The sequence below is a fragment of the Xanthomonas arboricola genome, from assembly GCF_003353015.1.
GTDB classification, from domain to species: Bacteria; Pseudomonadota; Gammaproteobacteria; order Xanthomonadales; family Xanthomonadaceae; genus Xanthomonas; species Xanthomonas arboricola_E.
The window spans coordinates 356,402-381,516 of sequence record NZ_QREM01000010.1; the positions used below are offsets into that span (position 1 = coordinate 356,402).

The following is a 25,115-nucleotide window of genomic DNA, read 5'->3' on the forward strand; positions in this document are numbered from 1 at the left end:
GAACATTGGGAAGTGGCCTCAGCGCCGTTCCCGTCAGCTTCGTCGTTTCCGTCGAAGCGAGCCGCCCATTATAGCGGACTTTTTCTTGCCGTCAACACCTCATTTCGAGGTGGTTGACGCTGCTTCGTTTCGACCCGAAGGTTTTCTGCGAAGCGAGCCGGCCATATTAGCAGGCTTTTCATCCTCGTCAACCCCTCGTGAAGAGGAAGTTGCCGCCGCTGCACTTCAATCTGCCGAAGCATCTTTCCGTGTAGCGAGCCGCCCATCATAGCCGGCTTTTTCGTTTCGTCAACACCNGAAGTTGCCGCCGCTGCACTTCAATCTGCCGAAGCATCTTTCCGTGTAGCGAGCCGCCCATCATAGCCGGCTTTTTCGTTTCGTCAACACCCTAATTTCAGGGGATTTCCGAACCCTTTCGCTGTGGTTCCGCGTTTGCGGAGTCCGTTGCGTCGGGGGAGGCGAACTATATGCCCGCAAGAAGATTTTGGGAAGCCTTTTGTGAAAAAATTTTCACGAAGTTGCCAAATGCCTGCGCTGACGCCCGGTTGGTCCCGCAGCACCTTGCTTTAAGACCGGCCCGGTGGTGGCAGCGCTTTATAAAGAGCGCTGCCACGGCGACCTGGCGTTGCTGCCATGCAGCGCCGGTGCTGCCGGCTCAACCAGCAATCAGCGCCACCCGGGCGAAATTGCGCTTACCTACCTGGATGACGCCTTCAAAGCCTGGCCCGAACTGGCGCGCCGGGTCTTCCACGACTTCGCCATCGATCTTGACCGCGCGCTCCTTGAGCTTGCGCGTGGCCTCCGAATTGCTGGGCGTCAGGCCGGCAGCGGTGAGCAGACTTGCAATGCGCAGACCTTCGGCCGGCACAACCACCTGCTGCAGCGGCAACAGGCTGGTGTCGCCCTGCCCTGTCACCACGGCGTGCCAGCCGGCGACGGCCTGCTCTGCCGTAGCGGCGTCATGGAAACGTGTGGCAAGTTCGCGCGCCAGACGCAACTTGACCTCGCGCGGATGCAGGTCACCGGAGGCAACCTGCGCTTTCAGGCGCTCGGCCTCGGCGACACCGATGTCGAAGGACAGCAGATCGATCCAGCGCCAGGTCAGTTCGTCGCCGATCTTCATGGTCTTGGTGACAATGTCGATGGCCGGCTCGTTGATGCCGATGTAGTTGCCCAGCGACTTGGACATCTTGGCCACGCCGTCCAGACCTTCCAGCAGCGGCATGGTCAGCACGACCTGCGGGGCCTGGCCGTAGTGCTCCTGCAGGCCGCGCCCCATCAGCAGGTTGAACTTCTGGTCGGTACCGCCCAGTTCGACGTCCGCCTTCAAGGCGACCGAGTCGTAGCCCTGGACCAGCGGATACAGGAATTCGTGGATGGCGATCGGCTGCTGGCCCGTGAAGCGCTTGGCGAAGTCGTCGCGCTCTAGCATGCGCGCCACCGTGTGCTGGGCGGACAGCTTGATCATGTCCGCCGCGCTCATCTGGCCGAACCACTCGGAGTTGAAGCGCACCTCGGTGCGTTCGCGGTCAAGGATCTTGAAGACCTGCTCCTCATAGGTGCGCGCGTTGGCCAGCACATCCTCGCGGCTCAGCGGCTTGCGGGTGACGTTCTTGCCGCTCGGGTCGCCGATCATGCCGGTGAAGTCGCCGATCAGGAAGATCACCTGGTGCCCGAGCAGCTGAAACTGCCGCATCTTGTTGAGCAGCACGGTATGGCCCAGGTGCAGATCCGGCGCAGTGGGATCGAAACCGGCCTTGACCCGCAGTGGCGCGCCCGATGTCAGCCGCGTCTCGAGTTGATCGAGCTTGAGGATCTCCTCGGTGCCGCGACCGATGAGTGCGAGGGATTCTTCAATAGTGGCCAACCACAGACTCCAGCGGCGTTTGCCGTCAACAACGTGAACGATGTTAAACGCGGGTTAATTCCGCGCCAAATGAAAATAAACGAACAGGCTCAATGGTTTGACGCGCTGTTACATGCTGTCTATGGTACCGGCGATTGGGCTCGCACTTCGAGCCAGCGAGGAATTTGAACGATGCAGAACTCAGAGCAGGGCCGTGCACGCAAGCGGCGCTTTCACGAACGCCTCCACGTCCTCCACGACACTGCCCTGCATCGCAAGCTCAAGGCGCATCTTCCGGCGGCATTCAACGACCAGTGGACGCGCCGGCACTGGATCCACGCCAGCCTGTTCGCGACCATCGGGGCGCTGGTGGCCACGATCGTGCCGGGCTTTTCCAACGCCATCGATACGCCGCTGTCCAGCCATTCCACGCTGGCCCTGCCGCTGCCGCCGTTGGTGCCTGCCCGCAAGCAGCTGGCACCGAGCACCGATTGGGAAATCCTGCAGGTCAAATCGGGGCAGACGCTGAGTACCTTGTTCGGCGAATTGGGCATCCCGACCGCGGTGATGTACCAGGTGCTGGCGCATCCGGGCACCAAGGAGGCGCTGACCAAGCTGCGTCCGGGTACCGAGATTGCCTTCGACATGCCGACGCCGGGCGAGCTGCGCGCATTGCGCTTCGACCGCGACGACAGCCACCGCGTGGAGCTGCGTCTGCTGGGCGACAGCGTGCGCGAGAACGTCACCGAGCGGGCCACGACCACGCGCACGGTGGTGGCGAGCGGGGAAATCAGCAGCTCGCTGTCCGCCTCGGCCGGCAAGTCGGGGCTGTCGCCGGCGGCGGTGGCGATCATGACCGACGAGATCTTCAAGTACGACATCGACTTCGACAAGGACCTGCAGCCGGGCGACCGCTTCAGCGTGGTGATGGACGAGACCTGGCGCGAGGGCGAGCGCATCAACACCGGCGACATCCTGGCGGCGACCTTTACCACCGGCGGCAAGACCTATACCGGTTTCCGCTTCGAGCGTGCCGGCAAGCCGGCCGAGTATTACGACATCACCGGCCGGCCGCTGAAGAAGAGCTTCATCCGCATGCCGGTGGCCTATAGCCGCATCAGCTCGACCTTTGGCGCGCGCAGGCATCCGGTGCTGGGCACGATGCGCATGCACAAGGGCGTGGACTATGCGGCAGCCTCGGGCACGCCGATCATGGCCGCTGGCGATGCACGGGTGGTGTTCGTCGGAACCCAGCGCGGCTACGGCAACGTGGTGATCCTGGACCACGGCAGGAACTTCAGCACGCTGTACGGGCACATGTCGCGCTTCGGCAAGATCAAGGCCGGCCAGCGCATCAACCAGGGCACGGTGATCGGCTATGTCGGCATGACCGGCCTGGCGACAGGCCCGCACCTGCATTACGAATTCCGCGTCGCCGGGCAGCAGCGCAACCCGATGTCGGTGACGATGCCGCCGCCCGAGCCCTTGCAGGGCGCCGAGCTGGCCGCGTTCCGCGCGCAGACGGCGCCGGCGCTGGCGCGTATCGAAGGCATGGAGAAGTTGATCTATGCCGACGCCGACAAGCCTGCCAAGGGCAAGCCACGCGGTTGAACCGGGACGGCTGAGGTCGCAGCCGCCGCCCCGGCAATCGTCAGGCGGGCGGCCACGCATCTACCGGCAAAGGGATTGGCTCGCGCGATGTCCGGCCGGCGCCGGATTGCTGCCGACGACGGCTGGATGCTGATGCCGATGCGGCAGTCGGCACTGCGGGTCGAGCGCTTGCCTGGCGAGCGCCGCGCCCATTGGTCCAGCGCGATGCGACCAGGGCCGGTTGACTCTCCCACCCCGGCTGCACAAGCTGCATGACCACCGTGCAACTGGCCCTGGCATGTCTGCTCCGCAACACCTGGAATCCCCGCTTTATCTGGGCCTGATGTCGGGCACCAGTGCCGACGGCATCGATGCGGCACTGGTGCGCTTTGCCGACGACAGCCACCGACGCTGCGAACTGGTCGCGGGCACGACCGTGGCCTGGGAGCCGCAACTGCGCGAGACGCTGGTGACGTTGGGCCAGGGCGCCGACACGATCGCCATCGATGCGCTCGGACAGCTGGATGCGCAGGTGGGGCTGGCGTTTGCGGCCGCGGCCAATCACCTGATCCGCGACAGCGGCATCGCGCGTTTGCGCGTTCGCGCGATCGGCTCGCATGGGCAGACCATTCGGCATCGCCCCAAGGCCGATCCGGCCTTCACCTGGCAGATCGGCGATGCCAGCCGGATTGCCGAGCACACCGGCATCACCACGGTGGCCGATTTCCGCCGCCGCGATGTGGCTGCCGGCGGCCAGGGCGCACCGTTGATGCCGGCCTTCCATCTGGCCATGCTGGGCGCCGCCGACGAGGACCGTGCGGTGCTCAACCTGGGCGGCATCGGCAACCTGACCTTGATCCCGCGCAGTGGCGCGGTGCTGGGCTTCGATACCGGCCCGGCCAATGCGTTGCTGGACAGCTGGTGCCAGCAGCACTGCGGCACGCCGTTCGATGCCGACGGTGCGTTTGCCGCCAGCGGGCGCGTCGATACCGCGCTGCTGCAGGCGTTGCTGGCCGACCCGTGGTTTGCGCTGGCACCGCCCAAGAGCACCGGACGCGAGCAGTTCCACCTGGACTGGGCGATGCAGGCGATGCGGTCGCCGGGACACGTGGCGCCATCCGCAGCCGATGTGCAGGCGACCCTGCTCGAGCTCACCGCCGCCAGCGTCGCCGACGCGTTGTTGCGGCTGCAGCCCGATACCCGCCGCGTGCTGGTGTGCGGCGGCGGGGTGCGCAATCCGGTGTTGATGGCGCGTCTGGCCGCGCGCCTGCCCGGCGTGGTGGTGGAATCCAGCGCGCGGCATGGGCTGGATCCGGATTATCTGGAGGCGATGGGATTTGCGTGGTTGGCGGCGGAGCTGCTCGCAGGCCGTGCGGCCAATCTGCCGTCGGTGACCGGGGCAGCGGGGCCGCGGTTGCTGGGGGCGATCCATCCGGCATGAGTGGCCTGGATCGGCACCGGCCTGGATGCCACCAGCCCGGCTGCTTGGTGATGCCCTGCCACCAATCCTGCGACTTTCGACCAGCACTCAATTAATCACGGGTAGCAATGCTGTCTTCGGCTGAAGCCGGCGAATGCAAAGAAGTCTTAGCCCCTGCTCGGCAGCATGCAGGGCTTCTGACCGGGCCATCCGCATCCGCATCCACACACCAGGCTCGCGCCGAGTGGACTCGCATGCTGGACTCGCATGCCGAGCAGCACTGCCTGGCCGTTTGCAGTGCTACGGATTGTTCCCTGCCGGCAGCGCCTTGAGCGCGGCGATCGCCTCGGCCAGGGCATCGACTTCCGGATGCTGCAGGCCGCCGGCGACTTCGTATTCGCTGGCGAACAGGCCCTGTTCGAGCAGGTGCATCACCGTCTGGTGCTGGGTCCAGCCGCGTGCGGCGGAGATGCGGCGGATCCTGTCCACCAGCAATGGATCGATGTCACGCAGTACCAGATCGGTCATGCCCTTCCTCGTGCGATGCAGTGCCGCGTCGGCATCATCGGCAACCTTGCCGGCGGTTTCAATCCGGACGCCCGTCGCGGGCATCCAGCCGCGGCCACAGCCAGGCCAGCAGGGCCAGCGTGGGAACCACAGTGAGAGCGCTGAGGATGAAGAAGGTGCTGTAGGAGGTGGCCTCGACCAGGAACCCGGATACACCGCCGGCGAACTTGCCCGGCAGATTGGCCAGCGACACCAGCAAGGCGTACTGGGTGGCGGTGAAGTTGCGATTGGTCAGCGATGACATGAAGGCCACCAGCACGGTCCCGGCGAACCCCTGGAACAGATTGTCGGCACTGAGTGCGGCGTAGAAGGCCCACAATTTGCCGGGGTTCTGCGCCATCAGCAAAAACGCCAGGTTGGACAGCGCCACGCCCAGGGCGGCGACCAGCAGCATGCGCCGGAAGCCGAACGCGGCCACCGCGGCGCCGCCGGCAAACGCGCCGACGATGCCCATCCACACGCCGAACAGCTTGGATACCGTGGCGATGTCGGACTTGGTGTAGCCCGAATCCAGGTAGAACGGCCCGGCCATCACGCCGATCACCTGGTCCGGGAACTTGAACAGGCCGACAAATGCCAGCAGCACGATGCCCAGCAGCAGTCCATTGCCGGAAAAGAAACTGGTAATGGGCTGCCAGAATGCGCCGGTCACGTCGATGCGACGCACCACCGTGAGCTGCGGCCGGTCCGGCTCGCGGCATGCCAGGGTGGTGATGATCGGCAGCAGCATCAGCGCCGACATGGCCAGGTAGGCCCAGGCCCAGTTGAGGTAGTCGGCCAGATACAGCGCCCCGGCGCCACCGAGGATCAGGCCGATCCGATATCCCAGGGTATAGGTCGCCGCCAAGGCCGCCTGCGCCGTGTCCGGGGCGATTTCGATGCGGTAGGCATCCACCACCGAGTCCTGGGTGGCGCCCCAGAACGAGGCGAACAGCACCCAGGCGACCAGGCCGGTGACACTCATGTCCGGGTGCGAAAACGCCAGTGCGAACAAGCCGGCGGTGACGCCGAGTTGCGAGACCAGCAACCAGGAGCGGCGGCGTCCCAACCACGCGGTGAGCGGGAACGCATAGCGGTCCAGCAGCGGCGCCCACAGGAACTTGAGCAGGTAAAAGAAGCTGGCCAGGCTGATCAGGCCGATGCTGCCCAGATCCAGCCCGACATCGCGCAGCCGGGTGGACAGGGTCTGCGAGGCGATCAGCAGGAACGGCAGGCCGCTGCCGAAACCCAGCAGGGCCATGGTCATCGCCGACGGGGTGGTGAAGGCCTGCCGGATGCCGCGCAGTCCTTTGTAGTTGGGTTCAGGGGTGGTCATGCGTCTGGTCGCTGGGAACGGGGGCTGATCGGTGCCGGGCGGGCAGTATTACCGGCCGCTGCGCGGAGCGGCCTGCCGGAAACGCATGATTGGCTCCCTGAAGGATCCACGCCCATCCGGCTGCGGCAAGGCACGGCCTGCACGCACTCCAGGTTCACCTGCACAGCGTGGCTGGACGCACGCCATCGGGGTGCCTTGCCCGCCGCCCCCATGTCCGTCACTGCCAGCGGCGCACCCTGCCTCACTCCGCGTAATCCACGACATACGGCGCGTGGTCGGAGAAACGCTGCTCGCGGTAGATGGAGCAGGCCTTGACCTTGTCGCGCAGGCCGGGCGTGACCAGTTGATAGTCGATGCGCCAACCGACGTTGTTGCTGCGTGCCGCGCCGCGGTTGCTCCACCAGGTGTAATCCTGGCCTTGCGGGTGCAGCGCGCGGTAGGTGTCGACCCAGCCGCGGCCGCCGGCGGCATCGGCGTCTTCCAGCGCATCGGCGCACAGGCCGTTGAGCCAGTCGCGCTCGGGCGGCAGGCAGCCGGAATTCTTCTGGTTGGACTTCCAGTTCTTGATGTCCAGCGCCGAGCGCACGATGTTCCAGTCGCCGCACAGCACGTACTGGCGGCCGCTGGCCAGCCATTCATCCAGGATCGGCCGCAGCCAGTCCATCACCTGGAACTTGTAGCCCTGGCGCAACTCGCCCGAGGAGCCGGACGGGATATAGAAGGACACCACGCTGAGGTTGCCAAAGCGCGCCTCGATGTAGCGGCCCTCTTCGTCGAACTCGGGCCAGCCCAGCGCGGTGCGCACTTCATCGGGTTCGTGCCTGCTGTAGATGGCCACGCCGCTGTAGCCCTTCTTGGTGCTGGCGTCGCGGAACCAGGCCTTGTAGCCGGCGGGCAGGAACTTGGGACCGGCCAGCTGATGCTCCTGGGCCTTGGTCTCCTGCACGCACAGCACGTCGGCGTCCTGCTCGGCGAACCATTCGAAGAAACCCTTGGTGACGGCCGAGCGCAGGCCGTTGGCGTTGAAACTGATGATGCGCATGGATGAGGAGCCGGGATTCGGGAATGGGAATTGGAGATTCGTGAAAGCGTACCGCATCAGCGGATGCCGCAAGGCGCGACCGGCTATGCTTTCCAATCCCGAATCCCTACTCCCCAATCTCGTCACCATGACCGACCACCGCACCCGTTTCCTGCAGCTGGCCCTGGGCGCCGATGCCCTGCGCTTTGGCGAGTTCACGCTCAAGTCCGGGCGGCTCAGCCCGTATTTCTTCAATGCCGGGCGCTTCGATTCGGGCGCCAGGATTGCGCAGCTGGCGCAGTGCTATGCCGATGCGATCGATGCGGCCGGGGTGGAGTTCGATCTGCTGTTCGGGCCGGCCTACAAGGGCATCCCGCTGGCCACGGCGCTGGCCTGCGCCTACGCCGGGCGCGGGCGCGACCTGCCGCTGGCGTTCAACCGCAAGGAAGCCAAGGACCATGGCGAGGGTGGCAGCCTGATCGGTGCGCCGCTTGAGGGCCGCAAGGTATTGATCGTCGACGACGTGATCACCGCCGGCACCGCGATCCGCGAGGCGCTGGGCATCATCCGCGGCGCCGGCGGCATTCCGTCCGGGATCGTGGTGGCCTTGGACCGGCAGGAGATCGCCTCCGAGCAGGATCGCCGCTCGGCCGCGCAGGCGGTGGCGGCCGAGGCCGGCATCCCGGTGATCGCGGTGGCCAACCTGGGCGACCTGCTTGCTTTTGCGGCAGGAAACGCCGACCTTGTCGGCTTCCGGGAACCGCTGCTGGCCTATCGTGGCCGCTACGGCACCGACACCACAGGCTGACGGCAGGCGACAGGGGGCTGCGATGATGCCGAGACACATCCGTTTGGCATTACTCGCCGCCGTTGCGGCGGCCGTTGTCGGCGCCCCGGCCGGGGCGCAGGACAAGTCGGCGGTAAAGAAGCTGTATTGCTGGAACCAGAACGGTAGCCGGGTGTGCAGCGATACGCTGCCGCCGGAGGCGGTCAACCAGGCGCGCGACGAGTTCAATGCCAGGAGCGGCCTGCGCAGCGCCGAGGTGCAGCGCGCGATGAGCAGCGACGAGCGCGCCGCCGCCGCGGCCAGCGAGCAGCAACGCCAGGCCGACCTGGCCGCCGAGCAGATGCGCCAGCGCACCGACCAGGCGATGCTGATGTCCTACCGGAGCGAGGACGACCTGCGCCGGGTGTTCAACGAGCGCATCGCCATCGTCGACAACAACATCCACACCGCGCGCTTCAATGTGACCAGCCTGCGCGAAGGGCTGGCCAGCATGCTGCGCAGCGCCGGCGACCGCGAACTGGCCGGCCAGGCGGTGGCCGACAAGCTGGCCGCCGACATCCAGCAACGCCATCGCGAGCTGCAGGCGCAATTGCGCCTGCAGACCAGCTTCGAGCAGCAACGGGTGGCGCTGGACGGCGAGATCGCCGACATCCTGCAGCGCTACCGGACGATGAGGAAGCCGCCGGCAGGCGCTGCGCCGGCCGGCTGACCGGCGCAGCGGTCATTCCCGGCCGTGCGACGCACTGCGGCAGGCGGCATTTCCCGATCCGACGCCCTGCCCGCATAATGGCCGGTCTTTCTCCCTGCCCACGAGGCTCTCCCGCATGGCCCGGATCATCGCCATTGCCAACCAGAAAGGCGGCGTCGGCAAGACCACGACCGCAGTCAATCTGGCGGCCGGCCTGGCGCGCGCGCCCAAGCGTGTGTTGCTGGTGGATCTGGATTCGCAGGGCAACGCCACCATGGGCAGCGGCATCGACAAGCGTGATGTGGCCGCCTCGACCTGCGACCTGTTGCTGGGCGAGAACACCGCCGCCGAGATCCGGGTCACCGCGCCGGAAGGCTTCGACCTGCTGCCGGGCAACATCGACCTGACCGCGGCCGAGATCCAGCTGATGGATCAGGGCGAGCGCGAACAGCGGCTCAAGCGCGCCTTGGCGCCGATCCGCGACGAGTACGACTTCATCCTGATCGACTGCCCGCCGGCGTTGTCGCTGCTGACGCTCAATGCGCTGACCGCGGCCGATTCGATCATCGTGCCGATGCAGTGCGAGTACTACGCACTGGAAGGACTGACCGCGCTGCTGGAAACCATCGAGGCCTTGCGCGCCAACCTCAATCCGGCGCTGGAAATCGAAGGCGTGCTGCGCACGATGTTCGACATCCGCAACAACCTGGCCAACGCGGTGTCGGCCGAGCTGACCGAGCATTTCGGCGACAAGGTGTTCCGCACCATCGTGCCGCGCAACGTGCGCCTGGCCGAGGCGCCCAGCCATGGCCAGAGCATCGTGGGGTACGACCGCTCCTCGCGCGGTGGCGTGGCCTACCTGGGGCTGGCCAGCGAAATCCTGCGCCGCCAGAACGACCGCAACAAGGCCTACCGGCCCGTGGAGACCGTCTGATGAACAAGCCGATCCCCGCAAAGAAGCGTGGCCTGGGCCGAGGCCTGGAAGCGCTGTTGGGACCGAAGGGCGCGGCCGCCGCGGCGGCGCCGAGCGCGGCCAGCGAGGAAGCGTTGCAACCGGGCGACAGCCTGCGCCGGTTGCCGGTCAGCCAGCTGCAGCCGGGCAAGTACCAGCCGCGCAAGGAGATGGACGAGGTCAAGCTGGCCGAGCTGGCGGAGTCGATCAAGGCGCAGGGGGTGATCCAGCCGATCGTGGCGCGCGAGCTGGCACCGGGGCAGTTCGAGATCGTGGCCGGCGAACGTCGCTGGCGCGCCTCGCAGCTGGCCGGGCTGAGCGAGGTGCCGGTGGTGGTGCGCGAGCTGGACGACCGCACCGTCATCGCGATGGCGCTGATCGAGAACATCCAGCGCGAAGACCTCAACCCGCTGGAAGAAGCGCAGGCGCTGCAGCGGCTGATCGACGAATTTTCGCTGACCCACGCCGAGGCCGCCGGCGCGGTGGGCCGCTCGCGTGCGTCGGTGTCCAACCTGCTGCGGCTGCTGGAATTGCCGGTGGCCATCCGCGTGCTGCTGGAAACCCGCCGTCTGGAAATGGGCCATGCGCGTGCGTTGCTCACCCTGGCGCCGGAGCTGGCCAGCAAGCTGGCGCAGGAAGCAGCCGACCAGGGCTGGTCGGTGCGCGAGGTCGAACACCGTGCGCAGCAGTTCGCCGCCGGCAAGGTGCCCGGCGCGCTGCGCAAGGGCAAGCCGGCCGCTGCCGCGCCGCAGGCCGATATCGCCTCGCTGGAAACCGAGCTGTCCGAATCGCTGGGCACCAAGGTGGTGTTCAACCACGGCCGCGGCGGCAAGGGCAAGCTGGTGATCCACTACACCGACCTGGACACGCTGGACGGCGTGCTGGAACGTTTACGCGCCCAGCGCAGCTGAGTTCCTGCGCCCGCGCAAGAGGAGCATCCCGGCAATGCATCCGGCCAAGGTGGATCGCAATCATCTGCTGTCTCTGACCGACCTGCCGAACGTCGGGCCGGCCTGCGAAAAGGATCTGCGCCTGATCGGCATCCGCGTGCCTGCCCAGCTGCGCGGTCGCGATGCCTACGACATGTATGCGCAACTGTGCCTGCGCACCGGGGTACTGCACGACCCCTGCGTGATCGATGTGTTCCTGTCGATCGTGCATTTCATGCAAGGCGAAGCGCCGCAGCCCTGGTGGACCTTCAGCGCCGCACGCAAGGCCAGGCTGGCATCCGAAGCACGGCTCGGTCCGGTCTGAGTGCGTTTCCCGCCTGCCACTGACCGCCCTGCACCGCAACTGCGCATGCGCAACGCTCCCGGCGAACCTCTTTTGCTTCTGCAACATCCAGGACAACGACCATGACCATTCTCGTGACCGGCGCTGCCGGCTTCATCGGTGCCTACACCTGCCGCGCGCTGGCTGCGCGCGGCGAGTCGGTGGTGGGCCTGGACAACTACAACAGCTATTACGACCCGCAGCTCAAGCGCGACCGGGTGGCGGCATTGTGCCCGGGCATCGACATCCGCACCCTGGACCTGACCGACCGCGACGGGCTGGCCGCGTTGTTCGATGAGGTCCGGCCAACGCGCGTGGTGCATCTGGCCGCGCAGGCCGGGGTACGTTACTCGCTGGAAAATCCGTCCGCCTACGTCGACAGCAACCTGGTCGGCTTCGTCAACATGCTCGAGCTGTGCCGGCACCGCGGCGTGCAGCACCTGGTGTATGCGTCGAGCAGTTCGGTCTACGGCGATTCGGCCACCCCGCCGTTTTCCGAAGACCAGCGCGTGGACCAGCCGCGCTCGCTGTATGCGGCGACCAAGGCTGCCAACGAGCTGATGGGCTATACCTATGCGCAGCTGTACGGCCTGCGCGCGACCGGGCTGCGGTTCTTCACCGTGTACGGGCCGTGGGGCCGGCCGGACATGGCGCCGCTGATCTTCAGCCGCGCGGTGCTGGCGGGGCGGCCGATCGAGGTGTTCAACCACGGCAGGATGCAGCGCGATTTCACCTTCGTCGACGACATCGTGGCCGGCGTGCTGGGCGCGCTGGACACGCCCGGCAGCGCGCCGGTGCCGCACCAGGTGTTCAACCTGGGCAACCACACCCCGGTGGAACTGGAATACTTCATCGACGTGATCGCCCAGGCCGCCGGCCGGCCGGCCGAGAAGGTCTACCGGCCGATGCAGCCGGGCGACATGATCCGCACCATGGCCGATACGCAGCGCGCACAGGCCGCCTTCGGCTTCGCGCCGGTCACTCCGGTCGAGCGCGGCCTGCCGCAGGTGGTGGAGTGGTGCCGCACTTATTTCGGTGAGCGCGCCTAAGGCGCACGTCCGCTTCATGCCTGACTCAGACAGTCAGGGCACAATGCGCGATCTTTTTCGCTCAGCCTTCATCTGGCCACCACGCATCCATGAGCCACCCTCAGCTTTCCGTCGTCGTCCCGGTGTTCAACGAGCGCGATAACGTCGCCGCGCTGGTCGGTGAGATCGTCGCCGCGTTGCGAGGGCTGGTGGCGTTCGAGATCGTCTATGTCGACGACCACTCGCGCGACGACACCCTGGCGGTGCTGCAAGACCTGAAGACCACCACGCCGGAACTGCGCGTGCTGCACCATGTGACCCAGAGCGGCCAGAGCACGGCGGTGCGCAACGGCGTCAAGGCCGCGCGCGCAACGTGGATCGCCACGCTCGATGGCGACGGCCAGAACGATCCGGCCGACATTCCCAAGCTGCTGACCGCGCGCGCCAGCGCCGATGCGCAGGTGAAGCTGTTCGCCGGCTGGCGGGTCAATCGCCAGGATTCGGGGTCCAAGCGCTGGGCCAGCAAGTGGGCCAACGCGATCCGCTCGCGCATGCTGCACGACAACACGCCCGATACCGGCTGCGGCATCAAGCTGTTCGAGCGCGAGGCGTTCCTGGACCTGCCCTACTTCGACCATATGCACCGCTATCTGCCGGCGTTGATGCAGCGCGCCGGCTGGCGCACGGTGAGCGTGCCGGTACACCACCGCCATCGCACCGCCGGCGTGTCCAAGTACAACAACCTCAATCGCGCGCTGGTCGGCATCCGCGACCTGCGCGGCGTGGCCTGGCTGATCACCCGCAGCAGGCGCACCGTGGTGCAGGAGCGCTGATGGAACTGCATTGGCTGGACCAGCCACTGACCTGGCTGTACTGGACCGGGCTGCATGTCACCGGCTGGAAGCTGATCGGCTATGTGGGCGCACTGATGTTCGGCGGCCGCTGGCTGGTCCAGTTCGTCGCGTCCAAGCGCGCCGGCAAGCCGGTGATCCCGCGCATGTTCTGGTACATGAGCGTGGTCGGCAGCCTGATGACGCTGAGCTACTTCGTGTTCTCGGCCAAGCAGGATTCGGTGGGCGTGCTGCAGAACCTGTTCCCGGCGTTTACCGCGTTCTACAGCCTGTACCTGGATGTAAAGCATCGCGGCTGGAAGCGCGACCGGGCGGTGCATTGAGCGGGGAATCGGGATTGGGGAATCGCGGTTCGCGGGTGCTGTGACCGGTTGCTGGTGATTGGTGCGCCAGGTCTCCAGGCGTTTGAGGTGGTGCCGGTGGCGCAACTGAGCGGGTGCAGCAGGCTGCATCGGCCCTGCCTTGTGGTGGATAACGCCAGGCGTGCGATATCCGACAGTCAATGGGTTTCTTCGTACACCGCGATGCGCTGGTGACCGACCGGAGATGAGGCGCGCCGCCGATGCCGCGGCTGTTTGCGCCTCGGCAGGCTGTGCGCATGTCCAGTGCACTTCTCCATCGTCCGTTGTCCGGGTCGGCGCCGTTCGCGGCGCATTGGCACCTGCGGCTGCACACGCACCAACGAGTGCCGTTGTTTGCCGACTGGCGTTGCGCGCGGGCCGCGGCGGCGAGTCTGGCGGCGGCCGGTCATTGGCCGGGCGTGCAGTTGCTGTGCTGGGTGCTGCTGCCCGATTGCTGGTGTGCGCTGCTACAGGCACCGGGCAAGGCCGGGCTGCTCCAGCTGGCCGCCGTTGCACGTCAGGCTGCTGCCGGGGCGGTCAATCGCGCACGTGGCCGGGGCGGGACGGTGTGGCAGCCGCAGATGCAGGCGTCGGCGCTTGCGCCGCATGACGACCATCGCCAGTTCGCACGCGCACTGGTGGCGTTGCCGCTACGCGCAGGGCTGGCCACGCAGGTCGGCGGATATCCGTACTGGGACGCGGTCTGGCTGTTGCACGACCGCGCTGCACACGGCGCCGCGATTGCAGCGCCAGATGACCGCGCACGCATGCCGGGTCCGGGAGGCCGGTGATTGCAATCGCGTGCATCCGTCCGGCTCGAGCCGGACATACTGATACGCGTCTTCGCCTGTCAGTCTTGCGGGATATCAGCGCGAGCGACGTCCGTTTGATCAACGTCTGACATCCGGCGGCGTCTGTTCCGGCGACGTCTGACGCGGTCGCCTACGTCGGTCAGGGCCGGCTGCGCGCTGCGGTGATCGCCGACATCTGCCAGCGTCGAGCACGGTGTGATCGACAACCGCACCGTCTCCGTCAGCACCGCCGGCGTTGCCGGCAGCGCCGTCGTCCGGTACGCGCCGGCTGGTCAAAATTGCGGTCAGAAGTCCAGTGGATGCTCCGGCAGCAGGGCCTGCAACTGGCTGCGGAACAGCGCGCGAATCCGCTGCAATGCCGCCTCGGTGTCGGCCTCGAAGCGCAGCACCAGGATCGGCGTGGTGTTGGAGGCACGCACCAGGCCCCAGCCGTCGGCGAAGTCCGCACGCAGTCCGTCGATCGTCGACAGCCGCGCCGATTCGAACGGCGATTCCTCGCCGGCCTGGGCACGCGCGACAAAACGTGCCACCAGTGCGTGCGCATCACCGTCCACCGGCACCTTGATTTCCGGGGTGGACACGCTTTCGGGCAGGGCGTCCAGCACCTGCGACGGGGTCTGCTCACGCTGGGCCAGGATTTCCAGCAGGCGTGCGGCCGCATAGATGCCGTCGTCGAAGCCGTACCAGCGTTCCTTGAAGAAGAAGTGCCCGCTCATCTCGCCGGCCAGTTCGGCGTCGGTCTCGCGCATCTTGGCCTTGATCAGCGAGTGCCCGGTCTTCCACATCAGCGGGCTGCCGCCGTTGCGCAGCACGTAGTCGGACAGCTTTCCGGTGCACTTGACGTCGTAGATCACCAACGCGCCGGGATTGCGCTGCAGCACGTCGGCGGCGAACAACATCAGCAGACGGTCCGGGAACACCATCGCGCCTTGCTGGGTGACCACGCCCAGACGATCGGCATCGCCATCGAAGGCCACGCCGATGTCGGCATCGAAGCGCTGCACCATCTTCACCAGATCGTCGAGGTTGTGCGGCTCGCTCGGGTCGGGGTGATGATTGGGGAAGGTGCCGTCGATCTCGCAGTACAGCGGGATGACCTCGGCACCGATGGCTTCCAGCAGGCGCGGCGCGATCTCGCCGGCCACGCCGTTGCCGGCATCCACCACCACCTTGATCGGGCGGTCCAACTGCACGTCGTCGGCGATGCGCTGGATGTAGGCGTCGCTGATGTCGCGCTGCTCCAGCTCGCCAGGCGTTGCCGCGGTGTGCAGGCGGCCTTCGTTGATGCGCTGGTGCAGGTCGGCGATCGCCGCCCCGGACAGGGTCTCGCCACCGATGACGATCTTGAAGCCGTTGTAGTCGGGCGGATTGTGGCTGCCGGTGACCGCCACGCAGCTGCCGGCGCGCAATTCATAGGCGCCGAAGTACACCACCGGGGTAGGCGCCAGGCCGATGTCGATCACCTGGCAGCCGGCGCGGCGCAGGCCATCGATCAGGCCATTGGCCAGCTCCGGGCCCGACAGCCGCCCATCGCGGCCGACCACCACCTCGCGCAGGCCCTGCGCCTGCATCACGCTGCCGATGGCCTGGCCGATCAACGCGGCGACGCCGGGAGTGAGGTCCTTGCCGACCACGCCACGGATGTCGTACGCGCGGAACATCCCGGCGGCGACCTGCACGGCCGGCACCAGCGCCGGCGGCGCGGGCGGCGTGTCTGCGTCCAGCGCACGCACGTCCCTGGCGAGGCTGGCCTCGTGCTGCAGGCTCTGGCTGAAGGTGGGTTCGTCGGCGCTCGACTCGCCGGCCACGCGGCGACGCGGCAAGGCGACGCGACCACGGCTGGCCAGCACCGACAGCACGGCGATGACGAGCAGCAACGCGGCCACCACCGCGCAGCCGGCGGCGCCCAGACCCAGCGGGCCGTCATCGCGTTGCGGTACCGCGGCGGCCACGCGCAGGCCACTGTTGCCCAATGGCCGGGCCAGGGTCTCGGCGGCATCGGCCAGCGCCACATCGCCTTGCTGGGCGACGTTGTAGCTGCCCTGGCGCAAGGCCAGATAGGCGCTGCCGGGCACTGCGATGGCATCCAGCGGGCCGGTCAACCGCAGCAACGGCAGGCGCGCGTACGCCACTGCCGGCTGCGCGCCCAGTTGCACCGCTGCCGCCACACCGAGACGGGCCTGCCCGGCATCGCGCACCACGTGCACCTGCGCACGCGCGGCCACCTGTGCCGATTCGAGCAGGCTCAGCCGCGCGTAGCCGAACTCCTTGGGGTTGGCGTAGGCCGCGGCCAGATCGCCGGGAAGCACCTGCACGTCCTCGGCGCCCTTGAAGCGCTCGCGGATCGCCGAGGCGGCCGCCAGCGCCTCGCCACTGGCCAGCGCGGCGATGACCTGCGGCTGCTTGAGCACGGCGTCGAACTGGCTGGCCTGCTGGGCCATGGCCTGGCTGACCTCCTGCACGGCGCGGTCGCGCGCCTGTTCCAGTTCCTGCGCAACCGCATCCTGGCGCCATTGCGAGTAGCTGCTCCAGCCGAACCAGGCCGCCAGCAGCACGAGTATTGCTCCCAACACCGGACCACTCGTACGCACGCTGGACATCGACTGCCTGCGCTCGTTCGCCTTGCTCATGTGACGTCCCCCGTCAGCGCACGCCGGTGTGGCCGAATCCACCCGCTCCCCGCGCGCTGTCGACGAAAGTATCCACCACTTGCAAGCCCACGCGCACGATCGGCAGGATCACCAGCTGTGCGATGCGGTCGCCCGGCTCGATGGTGAAAGCGGCGCGTCCGCGATTCCAGGTGCTGATCAGCAGTGGCCCCTGGTAATCGGCATCGATGAGCCCGGTACCGTTGCCGAGCACGATGCCGTGGCGATGGCCCAGCCCCGAGCGCGGCAGGACCACCGCGCACAGCTGTGGGTCGGCCAGATGGATCGCGATGCCGCTGGGAATCAGCGCCGCATCGCCGGGCTCCAGCGTCATCGGCGCTTCCAGCGCGGCGCGCAGGTCCATGCCTGCGCTGGCGTCGGTGGCATAGGCCGGCAGCGGCCACAGGTCGCCGAAGCGCGGGTCGAGCAGCTTCACCTGCAAGGACTGGGTCGGGGTGCTCATGCCTGCAATCTCTCCGCGATCAGGGCCAATAGTTGGTCGGCCAGTTCGGTCTTGCTGCTGCTGGGGAAGGCGCGCTCGCCGCCCTGCCAGTAGGCGGTGGCGGCGTTGTTGTCGCTTTCGAAGCCACCGCCCTCGATCCCCACCTGGTTGGCGATGATCAGGTCCAGCCGCTTGGCGGCCAGCTTGCCACGTGCGTAGTGCTCCACGTCGTGCGTTTCGGCGGCAAAACCGACCACCAGCTTCAGCGCGCCGGTCTGCGCGGCGACCTCGGCCAGGATGTCCGGGGTGCGCACCAGTTCCAGGGTCAGCGTTTCGCCGGTCTTCTTGATCTTCTGCGCGACCACCCGCTTGGGGGTGTAGTCGGCCACCGCGGCGGCACCGATGTAGATGTCGGCCGGGAACGCGCCCAGCACCGCGTCGCGCATCTGCGCGGCCGAGCGTACGTCGATCCGCCGCACGCCGGCCGGGGTGGCCTGGTGCACCGGGCCGCTGACCAGCACCACCTCGGCGCCCTGGCTGGCGGCGGCGGCGGCCAGGGCATAGCCCATCTTGCCGCTGCTGCGGTTGCCCACGTAACGCACCGGGTCCAGGTCCTCGAAGGTGGGGCCGGCGCTGATCACGATGCGCAGGCCGTCCAGCTGCGCGCTGCTGGGCACGAATGCCGGGGCAACCGCTCCCTTGGAGGCGACCGGTGTGGCGCTGCCGGCAGCGTCGGCCAGGGCGGCGATGATCGCCGCCGGCTCGGCCAGCCGGCCGGGACCGGACTCGCCTTCGGCCAGCGGGCCATCGTCGGGGCCGACCACCGCCACGCCGCGTGCGCGCAGCGTGGCCACGTTCGCCTGGGTGGCCGAATGCAGCCACATGCGGTGGTTCATCGCCGGCGCCACGGTCAGCGGCGCGGCCGTGGCCAGGCACAGGGTGGTGACCAGATCGTCGGCCAGGCCATGCGCCAGACGCGCCAGCAGGTCGGCGGTGGCCGGGGCGACGATCACCCGATCGGCCCAGCGCGCCAGTTCGATATGTCCCATCGCCTGCTCGGCGGCACTGTCCCACAGCGTGGTACGGGTGGGCTGCCCGGACAGCGCCTGGAAGCTGAGCGGGGTGACGAATTGCTGCGCGCCGCTGGTCATGGCGACCTGGACGAGTGCGCCGGCGTCGCGCAGGCGACGGACCAGTTCAAGCGATTTGTAAGCGGCAATGCCTCCGCCGACGCACAGCAGCAAGCGCTGTCCGTCCAGGGGGCGGGCCTGAGTGGAGCCGATCACGTCGGAGTCGTCCTACGGTTACAAGGACAACTAGATTAGCCGATGCCCCCGTCCGGCCTGATAGGCGTGAGCGATGAGCACCGGCAATCTCGCCATATGCACATTCACGACTGGCCCACCCACGAACGCCCGCGCGAGAAACTTCTGGCGCGCGGGGCGACCGCCCTGTCCGATGCCGAGCTGCTGGCGATCTTTGTCGGCTCCGGCCTGCGCGGCCAGGACGCCGTGCAGACCGGGCGCGAGCTGCTGCTGCGCCATGGCCCGCTGCGCGTGCTGCTGGACCACACCGCGCCCGCACTGGCGCGCCTGCCCGGCCTGGGTCCGGCCTCGGCCTGCAAGCTCAGTGCGGCGCTGGAACTGGCGAACCGCCACCTGCTGAGCGCGCTGGAGCGCGGCGATGCGCTCAGCGACCCGCCCAGCGCCGGCCGCTACTTTTCGCAACGGCTGCGTCCGCGCCCCTATGAGGTGTTCGCGGTGCTGTACCTGGACACCCGCCATCACGCCATCGCCTTCGAGGAAGTGTTCACCGGCACCATCGACGGGGCCGACATCCATCCACGCGAAGTGGTGCGGCGGGCGCTACTGCACAACGCCGCGGCGGTGATCGTCGGGCACAACCACCCGTCCGGCAATCCGGAACCGTCCGAGGCCGACCGCGCGGTCACCCGGCGCCTGCTGGATGCACTGGAGCTGGTGGATGTCCGCCTGCTGGACCACTTCGTGATCGGCGACGGCCGGCCGGTATCGCTGGCCGAGCGCGGCTGGCTGGGATGACAAGGCGACGCTGAGCTGAACCGTCGGCCGGACCCCGGGGCGCGCGGTCGGGTAAAATCGCTGGTTTCGTTCCAAGCAGATCCCACGTGAAAGCCCTACTCCGCGCACTGATCGGCCAAGGCATCGAAGCCTTGCGCGCCAATGGCACCCTGCCCGCCGACACCCTGCCGCCGGATTTTGTGGTCGAGCGGCCCAAGACGCGCGAGCACGGCGACTTCGCCACCAATGCCGCGATGCTGCTGGCCAAGGCCGCGCGCAGCAATCCGCGTGCGCTGGCCCAGGCACTGGTCGCCGCCTTGCCGGCCAGCGACGACGTGGCCAAGGTCGAGATCGCCGGACCGGGCTTCATCAATTTCCATCTCGCCCCCACCGCCTACCAGCGCGAAGTGGCGCACGTGCTCAAGCAGGGCCACGACTACGGGCGCGGGCTGGCCGGCAACGGCCGCTCGGTGGGCGTGGAATACGTCTCGGCCAACCCGACCGGCCCGCTGCACGTGGGCCATGGCCGCGCGGCGGCGATCGGCGACAGCCTGGCGCGCGTGCTCGATGCCAACGGCTGGAACGTCAAGCGCGAGTTCTACTACAACGATGCCGGCGTGCAGATCGAGAACCTGGCCCTGTCGGTGCAGGCGCGCGCGCAAGGGCTCACCCCCGACAGCGACGGCTGGCCGGAGAACGGCTACCGCGGCGACTACATCGCCGATGTGGCCAACGCCTACCTGGCCGGCGACACCGTCGACCTGGAAGGCCATCTGGTCACCGGCGGCAAGGATCCTGCCGACTTCGACGCGATCCGCCGTTTCGCCGTGGCCTACCTGCGCAACGAGCAGAACCACGACCTGGCCGCGTTCCGCGTCGATTTCGACATCTATTTCCTGGAAAGCTCGCTGTACAAGGACGGCAAGGTCGAAGAGGCGGTGCAGAAGCTGGTCGCCTCCGGCCATACCTACGAGGAAGGCGGCGCGTTGTGGTTGAAGTCCACCGACTTCGGCGACGACAAGGACCGGGTGATGCGCAAGTCCGACGGCACCTACACCTACTTCGTGCCGGACGTGGCCTACCACCTGACCAAGTGGCAGCGCGGCTACGAGCGCGCGATCACCGAACTGGGGGCGGACCACCACGGCTCGCTGACGCGCGTGCGCGCCGGCCTGCAGGCGCTGGAACTGGGCATCCCGCAAGGCTGGCCGGAGTACGTGCTGCACCAGATGGTCACGGTGATGCGCGGCGGCGAGGAAGTGAAACTGTCCAAGCGTGCCGGCAGCTACGTCACCCTGCGCGACCTGATCGAGGAAACCAGCGCCGATGCGGTGCGCTGGTTCCTGATCGCGCGCAAGCCCGACTCGCAGCTCACCTTCGACATCGACCTGGCCCGCCAGCAGAGCAACGACAACCCGGTGTTCTACGTGCAGTACGCGCATGCGCGCGTGTGCAGCGTGCTGCGGCAGGCACAGGAAAAAGGCTACAAGTACGAGCAGGCGCATGGACTGGCCGAGCTGGCGCGCCTGGACGACGAGCACTCGCTCAACGTCATGGTCGAGCTGTCGCGCTATGCCGAGGTGGTGGAAATCGCCGGCCAGGCGCTGGAGCCATACCAGATCGCGCAATACCTGCGTGAATTGGCGCACGCCTTCCACACGTGGTATCACAACACCAAACTGCTGGTGGACGATGCCGCAGAGCGCGACGCCAAGCTCACCCTCGCCGTCGCCACGCAACAGGTGCTCGCCAACGGCCTGGAACTGCTTGGCGTCAGCGCCCCGGAAAAGATGTAAGCACAGGCCGCATGGCCTGCAATGACGTGATTCGGAGAAGTGGTAGATGGCAGCACGACGCGGTAAGAGTCAGGCACGACGCAACACCAGCAATGGCACCCCCGGTTGGGTGTGGTTGGTGGCGGGCGCTGCGATTGCGGCAGTGATCTTTCTGGCCGCGCCCAACCTGTTCAAGAAGGACGGCGACGGCTTCCTGCGCGTGGGCCCGCGCGCCAACCCCGACGCGCAGCCCGAGCCGGTGGCCGATACCGACACCGATACGCCGGCCGAACTCCCCAAGCCCAGCGCGCAACCGCCCAAGCCGCCGGCCAAGCCGGGCGATGCGCAGACCCAGTACGACTTCTACACCTTGCTGCCCGGCAAGGAAGTGCAGATGTCCGATGCCGAACTGGCGGCCAGTGCGCGCGCCGAAGAAGCCGCACGTGCGCGTGCGGCCCTGGAAGGCAAGCCGGTCGCGCCGGCACCGGGTGCGAGCGTGGCGGCCGCCACGCCGGCCACCAGCGCGCCGGTGCCGTTGAACGAAACGGCGGCCGGTGCGCCGAAGCCATTGGCGGAGACCGCCCCGGCACGCCCGTCCGCCACGCCGGCGCCGGCGCCGGCCAGTACTGCGGCACTGAGCACGCCTGCCGCAACCGCTGCGCCGAAGCCGGCTGCGGCAGCGGCAACTGCCACCCCGGCCGCCCCCGCTGCGGTGACAGACAACACCCGCTACATCCTGCAGGCCGGTTCGTTCGGCGCCTCCGGCGATGCCGAATCGACCAAGGCCAAGCTGGCGATGATGGGCCTGGCCGCACGCGTGGAGTCGGCCGACATCAGCGGCAAGACCGTTTACCGCGTGCGCATGGGGCCGTATGGCAGCGCCGGCGAACTGGCCGAAGCCAAGCAGAAGCTGACCGGTAGCGGCTTGCCCGCCATTGCGATCAAGGCGCAGTAGCCGCAGTGCTGCAGCGCGTTGCCGGCCTGTGGTTGTGCTGGGGACTGATCGGCGCGGCGCACGCCACCGAGCAGATTCCAGACCGCATCCGGATCGACGGACAGGACGCGGCGCTGCTGGCCGAGCCCCTGTCGCCGGTGCTGGACGACCAGGCCACCTGGCAACGTTTCGTGCCGCATGCGCGGCAGGCGCTGGGCGGTTGCAGTGCCAACTGGCGCGGCTATCGGGCCGATTGGCGCGTGGAAAACGCGCAGCTGCTGCTGGACCGCGTCGTCATCGGTGCCTGTGCCACCGCACCGCCGGCATTGCCCCTGGATGTGCTGTTTCCCGGACGAACCGCCCCGGTCGCCGCGGACTGGATCGATGGCGAGCTGGTGATTGCTTTGCCAACCGCTGCGAGCGCCGCCGACACCGCGCCCACCGCCGCAGAGACGCCGTACCTGCTCCTGCAGGTGCAACACGGCCGCGTGGTGACGCGCGAACCGCTCAGTGAGGCCAGCCTGCGCGCGCGTCGCGCCCAGGCCAACGCGCCCGGCCCCGCCACGTCCCCCTGATCCCCTTGCCTGATCCCCTCGTTCGCAGGAGTTATCCCCCATGTCCAAGACTGTCCTGATCACCGGTGCCACCTCCGGATTCGGCAGCGCCGCCGTGCGCCGGTTTGCCGCCGCCGGCTGGAAGATCATCGCCACCGGCCGCCGCGCCGAGCGCCTGGACGCGCTGGCGGCCGAGCTGCCCGCCGGCCAGGTGCATGCCGCCGCGTTCGACATGCGCGATGCACAGGCCTTGTCGGCAGCGATCGAAGCCTTGCCGGCGGGGTTTGCCGACATCGACGTGCTGGTCAACAACGCCGGGCTGGCGCTGGGCACCGCACCCGCGCAGCAGGCCGACCTGACCCAGTGGCAGCAGATGATCGACACCAATGTCACCGCGCTGGTCACCCTCACCCACCGCCTGCTGCCGGCACTGATCGCACGCCGTGGCGCCATCATCAACATCGCCTCGGTCGCGGCGACCTACCCCTACACCGGCGGCAACGTCTACGGCGGCACCAAGGCCTTCGTGCAGCAGTTTTCGCTGGGCCTGCGCGCGGACCTGCACGGCACCGGCGTGCGCGTGACCTCGATCGAACCGGGCATGGCCGAAACCGAATTCACCCTGGTGCGCACCGGCGGCAACCAGGCCGCCTCGGACACGCTGTACCGCGGCGCCACCCCGATGACCGCCGAGGACATCGCCGAGCAGATCTTCTACGTCGCCAGCCTGCCGGCGCATCTGAACATCAATCGGCTGGAAATCATGCCGGTCACGCAATCGTTCGCCGGTTTCCAGGTGGCGCGCGACGCACAGTAACGGTGGCCTGCACCGCCGATGCGCCGATCGCGCCGCGATCCGATGGTGGGCTGGTCGGCGCGTGAGCAGATTGCGCAGCATCAAGCTCGGTGCGGCGCTGCAACCGGCGCACCGCCAGGGATGACGACAACGCCGCGCATTGCGCGGCGTTTTGCTCTGCCCGGTCAGCCGCGATCGGCGGCAGCCAACGGCTGCGCGCCTGGCCGCAGCATCTTGTCGCGCAGTTGCAGGAACGGGCGCTCCACCGCGTAGTGCAACAGCGCGCCACCCAGCACCGCCACCAGGCCATACACCGCAAATGCCAGCACGCCGCGCCCCTCCAAGGCCGGGCCGAACCAGCCCTGGGTGAGATGGAACACGGCCTTGTGGGTCAGATACAGGCTGTAGGAAATGGCCGCCAGCCACGCCGCGCCCGGCACGCGCAGGCCGCCAAGCACACCGCGGGTGGCGGTGCCGGCGAGCACCAGCAAGGCCAGTCCCAGCGACAGCACCGGCCAACCCAGCGCATTGCCGACCAGGCCGGTACGCTCGCGAAACAGCCACAGTGCCAGCGCCAGGATTGCCACGCCTGCACACAGCACGGCGTTGCCGCGCTGCTGCAGCCGTTGCCACAGCATGGGGCGGAAGACCTTGAGCACCGCCAGCACGACACCGGCCAGCAGACCGTCCAGACGGTTCCAGGTCGGGTAATAGAGGTCTTCGATGAACCAGTTGCGCTGCAGGCCGGCGCCGGCACTGTCCAGGGCGGTGTTGTGCCACCAGATGCCGGCGCGCAGCGCGATGCCTGCGACCACCACCAGCACGCAGAGCACGACGAACCCCGCGGCCGACGGCCGCCGCATCGACAGCGTCGCCAGCAACGGAAACACCAGATAGAAATGTTCTTCCACGCACAGCGACCAGGCGTGCGAGAACGCGGCATCACGGCCGTAGTCGACCAACAGGTTCAGGGTGAAGCTGACGAACATCCACCACGGCGCCAACCCGGGCGCCTCGCGGAACTGCGGCCACGCCAAGTAGATCGCCAGCACCACCAAGAACGCCGGCAGGATGCGGAACGCGCGGCGCAGGTAGAAATCCCTGAAGTCCAGGCGCTACCCGCGTGCCAGCGGCCGCAGCACCTGCGTGCCGATCAGGAAGCCGCTCAGCACGAAGAACAGGTCCACGCCCATCCAGCCGTAGCGCGACAACCACGCCCAGTCCGGCCCCAGGCCGCCGACCACGAAGGAATGGAACAGCATCACCCAGACGATGGCGATGCCACGCAGCAGATCGAGAGCGGGATAGCGCATGCGGACGCTGCAGGGGCGAGGAAGCCCGATTGTGCCGCATCCCGTCGCTGCGGCGATGCCGGCAGCGGCGTTGGCCGCGCTCGCCGGCTCGTGCCGGCAACGCAGACGGGTTCTCGACGCCTGC

Annotated in this window: 23 protein-coding genes and 1 pseudogene; 16 read left to right on the forward strand and 8 right to left on the reverse strand. The window is 67.8% G+C overall.

What is annotated here, in order from left to right:
* Positions 1 to 655: 655 nt before the first annotated feature.
* The gene (gene tyrS / locus C0541_RS19005) at positions 656 to 1,867 is read right to left on the reverse strand and encodes a tyrosine--tRNA ligase (protein WP_115050956.1); all 1,212 of its coding nucleotides are present in this window, start codon (positions 1,865 to 1,867) and stop codon (positions 656 to 658) included.
* Between the two features lie 171 nt (positions 1,868 to 2,038).
* Between tyrS and C0541_RS19010 the strand changes: the two genes are divergently transcribed.
* Together C0541_RS19010 and C0541_RS19015 are read left to right on the forward strand one after the other, a co-directional pair.
* A complete protein-coding gene (locus C0541_RS19010) occupies positions 2,039 to 3,457 on the forward strand; it encodes a M23 family metallopeptidase (protein ID WP_115050957.1) in 1,419 nt (472 codons plus the stop codon).
* Positions 3,458 to 3,734: 277 nt separating this feature from the next.
* Positions 3,735 to 4,877: an anhydro-N-acetylmuramic acid kinase gene (locus C0541_RS19015; protein ID WP_115050958.1), complete on the forward strand. Its 1,143-nt coding sequence runs from the start codon at positions 3,735 to 3,737 to the stop codon at positions 4,875 to 4,877.
* A 279-nt stretch (positions 4,878 to 5,156) separates the two neighbouring features.
* On the opposite strand, the gene C0541_RS19020 is transcribed toward C0541_RS19015, so the two are convergent.
* From C0541_RS19020 to C0541_RS19030, 3 genes are all read right to left on the reverse strand, one after another.
* On the reverse strand, positions 5,157 to 5,384 hold the full coding sequence (locus C0541_RS19020) for a hypothetical protein (protein ID WP_115051162.1): 228 nt from the start codon (positions 5,382 to 5,384) through the stop codon (positions 5,157 to 5,159).
* Positions 5,385 to 5,442: 58 nt separating this feature from the next.
* On the reverse strand, positions 5,443 to 6,738 hold the full coding sequence (locus C0541_RS19025; protein ID WP_161960158.1) for an AmpG family muropeptide MFS transporter: 1,296 nt from the start codon (positions 6,736 to 6,738) through the stop codon (positions 5,443 to 5,445).
* 241 nt (positions 6,739 to 6,979) lie between these two features.
* Positions 6,980 to 7,780, reverse strand: a complete 801-nt coding sequence (locus tag C0541_RS19030; protein WP_115050959.1) for an exodeoxyribonuclease III — start codon at positions 7,778 to 7,780, stop codon at positions 6,980 to 6,982.
* A gap of 127 nt (positions 7,781 to 7,907) precedes the next feature.
* On the opposite strand from C0541_RS19030, the gene pyrE reads away from it, so the two are divergent.
* The 9 genes from pyrE (at position 7,908) to C0541_RS19075 (ending at position 14,469) form a co-directional block, all read left to right on the forward strand.
* Complete coding sequence (gene pyrE / locus C0541_RS19035; protein WP_115050960.1) at positions 7,908 to 8,567, forward strand: orotate phosphoribosyltransferase; 660 nt, start codon at positions 7,908 to 7,910, stop codon at positions 8,565 to 8,567.
* Between the two features lie 22 nt (positions 8,568 to 8,589).
* Positions 8,590 to 9,255 carry a hypothetical protein gene (locus C0541_RS19040; protein ID WP_115050961.1) on the forward strand — a complete coding sequence of 222 codons (666 nt, stop codon included), beginning with the start codon at positions 8,590 to 8,592 and terminating at the stop codon, positions 9,253 to 9,255.
* Positions 9,256 to 9,370: 115 nt separating this feature from the next.
* Complete coding sequence (locus tag C0541_RS19045) at positions 9,371 to 10,168, forward strand: ParA family protein (RefSeq protein WP_115050962.1); 798 nt, start codon at positions 9,371 to 9,373, stop codon at positions 10,166 to 10,168.
* Entirely contained in the window at positions 10,168 to 11,097 is a 930-nt protein-coding gene (locus C0541_RS19050; protein WP_115050963.1) for a ParB/RepB/Spo0J family partition protein, read from the forward strand. The genes C0541_RS19045 and C0541_RS19050 overlap by 1 nt, the downstream gene beginning before the upstream one ends.
* A gap of 34 nt (positions 11,098 to 11,131) precedes the next feature.
* Positions 11,132 to 11,440, forward strand: a complete 309-nt coding sequence (locus C0541_RS19055; protein ID WP_115050964.1) for a helix-hairpin-helix domain-containing protein — start codon at positions 11,132 to 11,134, stop codon at positions 11,438 to 11,440.
* Between the two features lie 101 nt (positions 11,441 to 11,541).
* The gene (locus C0541_RS19060) at positions 11,542 to 12,507 is read left to right on the forward strand and encodes an SDR family NAD(P)-dependent oxidoreductase (RefSeq protein WP_115050965.1); all 966 of its coding nucleotides are present in this window, start codon (positions 11,542 to 11,544) and stop codon (positions 12,505 to 12,507) included.
* A gap of 89 nt (positions 12,508 to 12,596) precedes the next feature.
* A complete protein-coding gene (locus C0541_RS19065; RefSeq protein ID WP_115050966.1) occupies positions 12,597 to 13,319 on the forward strand; it encodes a glycosyltransferase family 2 protein in 723 nt (240 codons plus the stop codon).
* On the forward strand, positions 13,319 to 13,660 hold the full coding sequence (locus C0541_RS19070; protein WP_039816706.1) for a lipid-A-disaccharide synthase N-terminal domain-containing protein: 342 nt from the start codon (positions 13,319 to 13,321) through the stop codon (positions 13,658 to 13,660). The genes C0541_RS19065 and C0541_RS19070 overlap by 1 nt, the downstream gene beginning before the upstream one ends.
* Positions 13,661 to 13,935: 275 nt before the next feature.
* Positions 13,936 to 14,469, forward strand: a complete 534-nt coding sequence (locus C0541_RS19075) for a hypothetical protein (RefSeq protein WP_115051164.1) — start codon at positions 13,936 to 13,938, stop codon at positions 14,467 to 14,469.
* Between the two features lie 305 nt (positions 14,470 to 14,774).
* Here the strand turns inward: C0541_RS19075 and C0541_RS20935 are convergent, their stop codons facing one another.
* The 3 genes from C0541_RS20935 to coaBC are packed head-to-tail and all read right to left on the reverse strand — an operon-like array spanning position 14,775 to position 18,866.
* Complete coding sequence (locus C0541_RS20935; protein ID WP_161960159.1) at positions 14,775 to 17,120, reverse strand: phosphomannomutase/phosphoglucomutase; 2,346 nt, start codon at positions 17,118 to 17,120, stop codon at positions 14,775 to 14,777.
* Between the two features lie 13 nt (positions 17,121 to 17,133).
* A complete protein-coding gene (dut, locus tag C0541_RS19085; protein ID WP_115050967.1) occupies positions 17,134 to 17,601 on the reverse strand; it encodes a dUTP diphosphatase in 468 nt (155 codons plus the stop codon).
* Positions 17,598 to 18,866: a bifunctional phosphopantothenoylcysteine decarboxylase/phosphopantothenate--cysteine ligase CoaBC gene (gene coaBC, locus C0541_RS19090; protein WP_115050968.1), complete on the reverse strand. Its 1,269-nt coding sequence runs from the start codon at positions 18,864 to 18,866 to the stop codon at positions 17,598 to 17,600. The genes dut and coaBC overlap by 4 nt, the downstream gene beginning before the upstream one ends.
* Before the next feature lie 96 nt (positions 18,867 to 18,962).
* On the opposite strand from coaBC, the gene radC reads away from it, so the two are divergent.
* The 5 genes from radC to C0541_RS19115 all read left to right on the forward strand — a co-directional run bounded on the left by radC (position 18,963) and on the right by C0541_RS19115 (position 23,699).
* On the forward strand, positions 18,963 to 19,640 hold the full coding sequence (radC, locus tag C0541_RS19095; RefSeq protein WP_115050969.1) for a RadC family protein: 678 nt from the start codon (positions 18,963 to 18,965) through the stop codon (positions 19,638 to 19,640).
* An 86-nt stretch (positions 19,641 to 19,726) separates the two neighbouring features.
* On the forward strand, positions 19,727 to 21,415 hold the full coding sequence (gene argS, locus C0541_RS19100) for an arginine--tRNA ligase (RefSeq protein ID WP_115050970.1): 1,689 nt from the start codon (positions 19,727 to 19,729) through the stop codon (positions 21,413 to 21,415).
* 46 nt (positions 21,416 to 21,461) lie between these two features.
* Positions 21,462 to 22,349, forward strand: a complete 888-nt coding sequence (locus C0541_RS19105; RefSeq protein ID WP_115050971.1) for an SPOR domain-containing protein — start codon at positions 21,462 to 21,464, stop codon at positions 22,347 to 22,349.
* A 5-nt stretch (positions 22,350 to 22,354) separates the two neighbouring features.
* Positions 22,355 to 22,903, forward strand: a complete 549-nt coding sequence (locus C0541_RS19110) for a hypothetical protein (RefSeq protein ID WP_115050972.1) — start codon at positions 22,355 to 22,357, stop codon at positions 22,901 to 22,903.
* A 40-nt stretch (positions 22,904 to 22,943) separates the two neighbouring features.
* Positions 22,944 to 23,699 carry an SDR family NAD(P)-dependent oxidoreductase gene (locus C0541_RS19115; RefSeq protein ID WP_115050973.1) on the forward strand — a complete coding sequence of 252 codons (756 nt, stop codon included), beginning with the start codon at positions 22,944 to 22,946 and terminating at the stop codon, positions 23,697 to 23,699.
* A 164-nt stretch (positions 23,700 to 23,863) separates the two neighbouring features.
* Here C0541_RS19115 and C0541_RS19120 read toward each other — a convergent pair.
* A pseudogene (locus C0541_RS19120) lies at positions 23,864 to 24,991 on the reverse strand (acyltransferase family protein).
* Between the last annotated feature and the right edge of the window lie 124 nt (positions 24,992 to 25,115).

Excerpts from the sequence above, each read along its gene's own strand:
- C0541_RS19050 (WP_115050963.1), top strand. The coding sequence starts at position 10,168 with ATGAACAAGCCGATCCCCGCAAAGAAGCGTGGCCTGGGCCGAGGCCTG.
- C0541_RS19075 (WP_115051164.1), top strand. The coding sequence starts at position 13,936 with ATGTCCAGTGCACTTCTCCATCGTCCGTTGTCCGGGTCGGCGCCGTTC.
- C0541_RS19040 (WP_115050961.1), top strand. The coding sequence starts at position 8,590 with ATGATGCCGAGACACATCCGTTTGGCATTACTCGCCGCCGTTGCGGCG.
- C0541_RS19045 (WP_115050962.1), top strand. The coding sequence starts at position 9,371 with ATGGCCCGGATCATCGCCATTGCCAACCAGAAAGGCGGCGTCGGCAAG.
- C0541_RS19015 (WP_115050958.1), top strand. The coding sequence starts at position 3,735 with ATGTCTGCTCCGCAACACCTGGAATCCCCGCTTTATCTGGGCCTGATG.
- C0541_RS19060 (WP_115050965.1), top strand. The coding sequence starts at position 11,542 with ATGACCATTCTCGTGACCGGCGCTGCCGGCTTCATCGGTGCCTACACC.
- C0541_RS19065 (WP_115050966.1), top strand. The coding sequence starts at position 12,597 with ATGAGCCACCCTCAGCTTTCCGTCGTCGTCCCGGTGTTCAACGAGCGC.
- C0541_RS19025 (WP_161960158.1), bottom strand. The coding sequence starts at position 6,738 with ATGACCACCCCTGAACCCAACTACAAAGGACTGCGCGGCATCCGGCAG.
- C0541_RS19055 (WP_115050964.1), top strand. The coding sequence starts at position 11,132 with ATGCATCCGGCCAAGGTGGATCGCAATCATCTGCTGTCTCTGACCGAC.
- radC (WP_115050969.1), top strand. The coding sequence starts at position 18,963 with ATGCACATTCACGACTGGCCCACCCACGAACGCCCGCGCGAGAAACTT.
- dut (WP_115050967.1), bottom strand. The coding sequence starts at position 17,601 with ATGAGCACCCCGACCCAGTCCTTGCAGGTGAAGCTGCTCGACCCGCGC.
- C0541_RS20935 (WP_161960159.1), bottom strand. The coding sequence starts at position 17,120 with ATGAGCAAGGCGAACGAGCGCAGGCAGTCGATGTCCAGCGTGCGTACG.
- pyrE (WP_115050960.1), top strand. The coding sequence starts at position 7,908 with ATGACCGACCACCGCACCCGTTTCCTGCAGCTGGCCCTGGGCGCCGAT.
- C0541_RS19010 (WP_115050957.1), top strand. The coding sequence starts at position 2,039 with ATGCAGAACTCAGAGCAGGGCCGTGCACGCAAGCGGCGCTTTCACGAA.
- C0541_RS19115 (WP_115050973.1), top strand. The coding sequence starts at position 22,944 with ATGTCCAAGACTGTCCTGATCACCGGTGCCACCTCCGGATTCGGCAGC.
- C0541_RS19105 (WP_115050971.1), top strand. The coding sequence starts at position 21,462 with ATGGCAGCACGACGCGGTAAGAGTCAGGCACGACGCAACACCAGCAAT.
- C0541_RS19070 (WP_039816706.1), top strand. The coding sequence starts at position 13,319 with ATGGAACTGCATTGGCTGGACCAGCCACTGACCTGGCTGTACTGGACC.
- C0541_RS19020 (WP_115051162.1), bottom strand. The coding sequence starts at position 5,384 with ATGACCGATCTGGTACTGCGTGACATCGATCCATTGCTGGTGGACAGG.
- C0541_RS19030 (WP_115050959.1), bottom strand. The coding sequence starts at position 7,780 with ATGCGCATCATCAGTTTCAACGCCAACGGCCTGCGCTCGGCCGTCACC.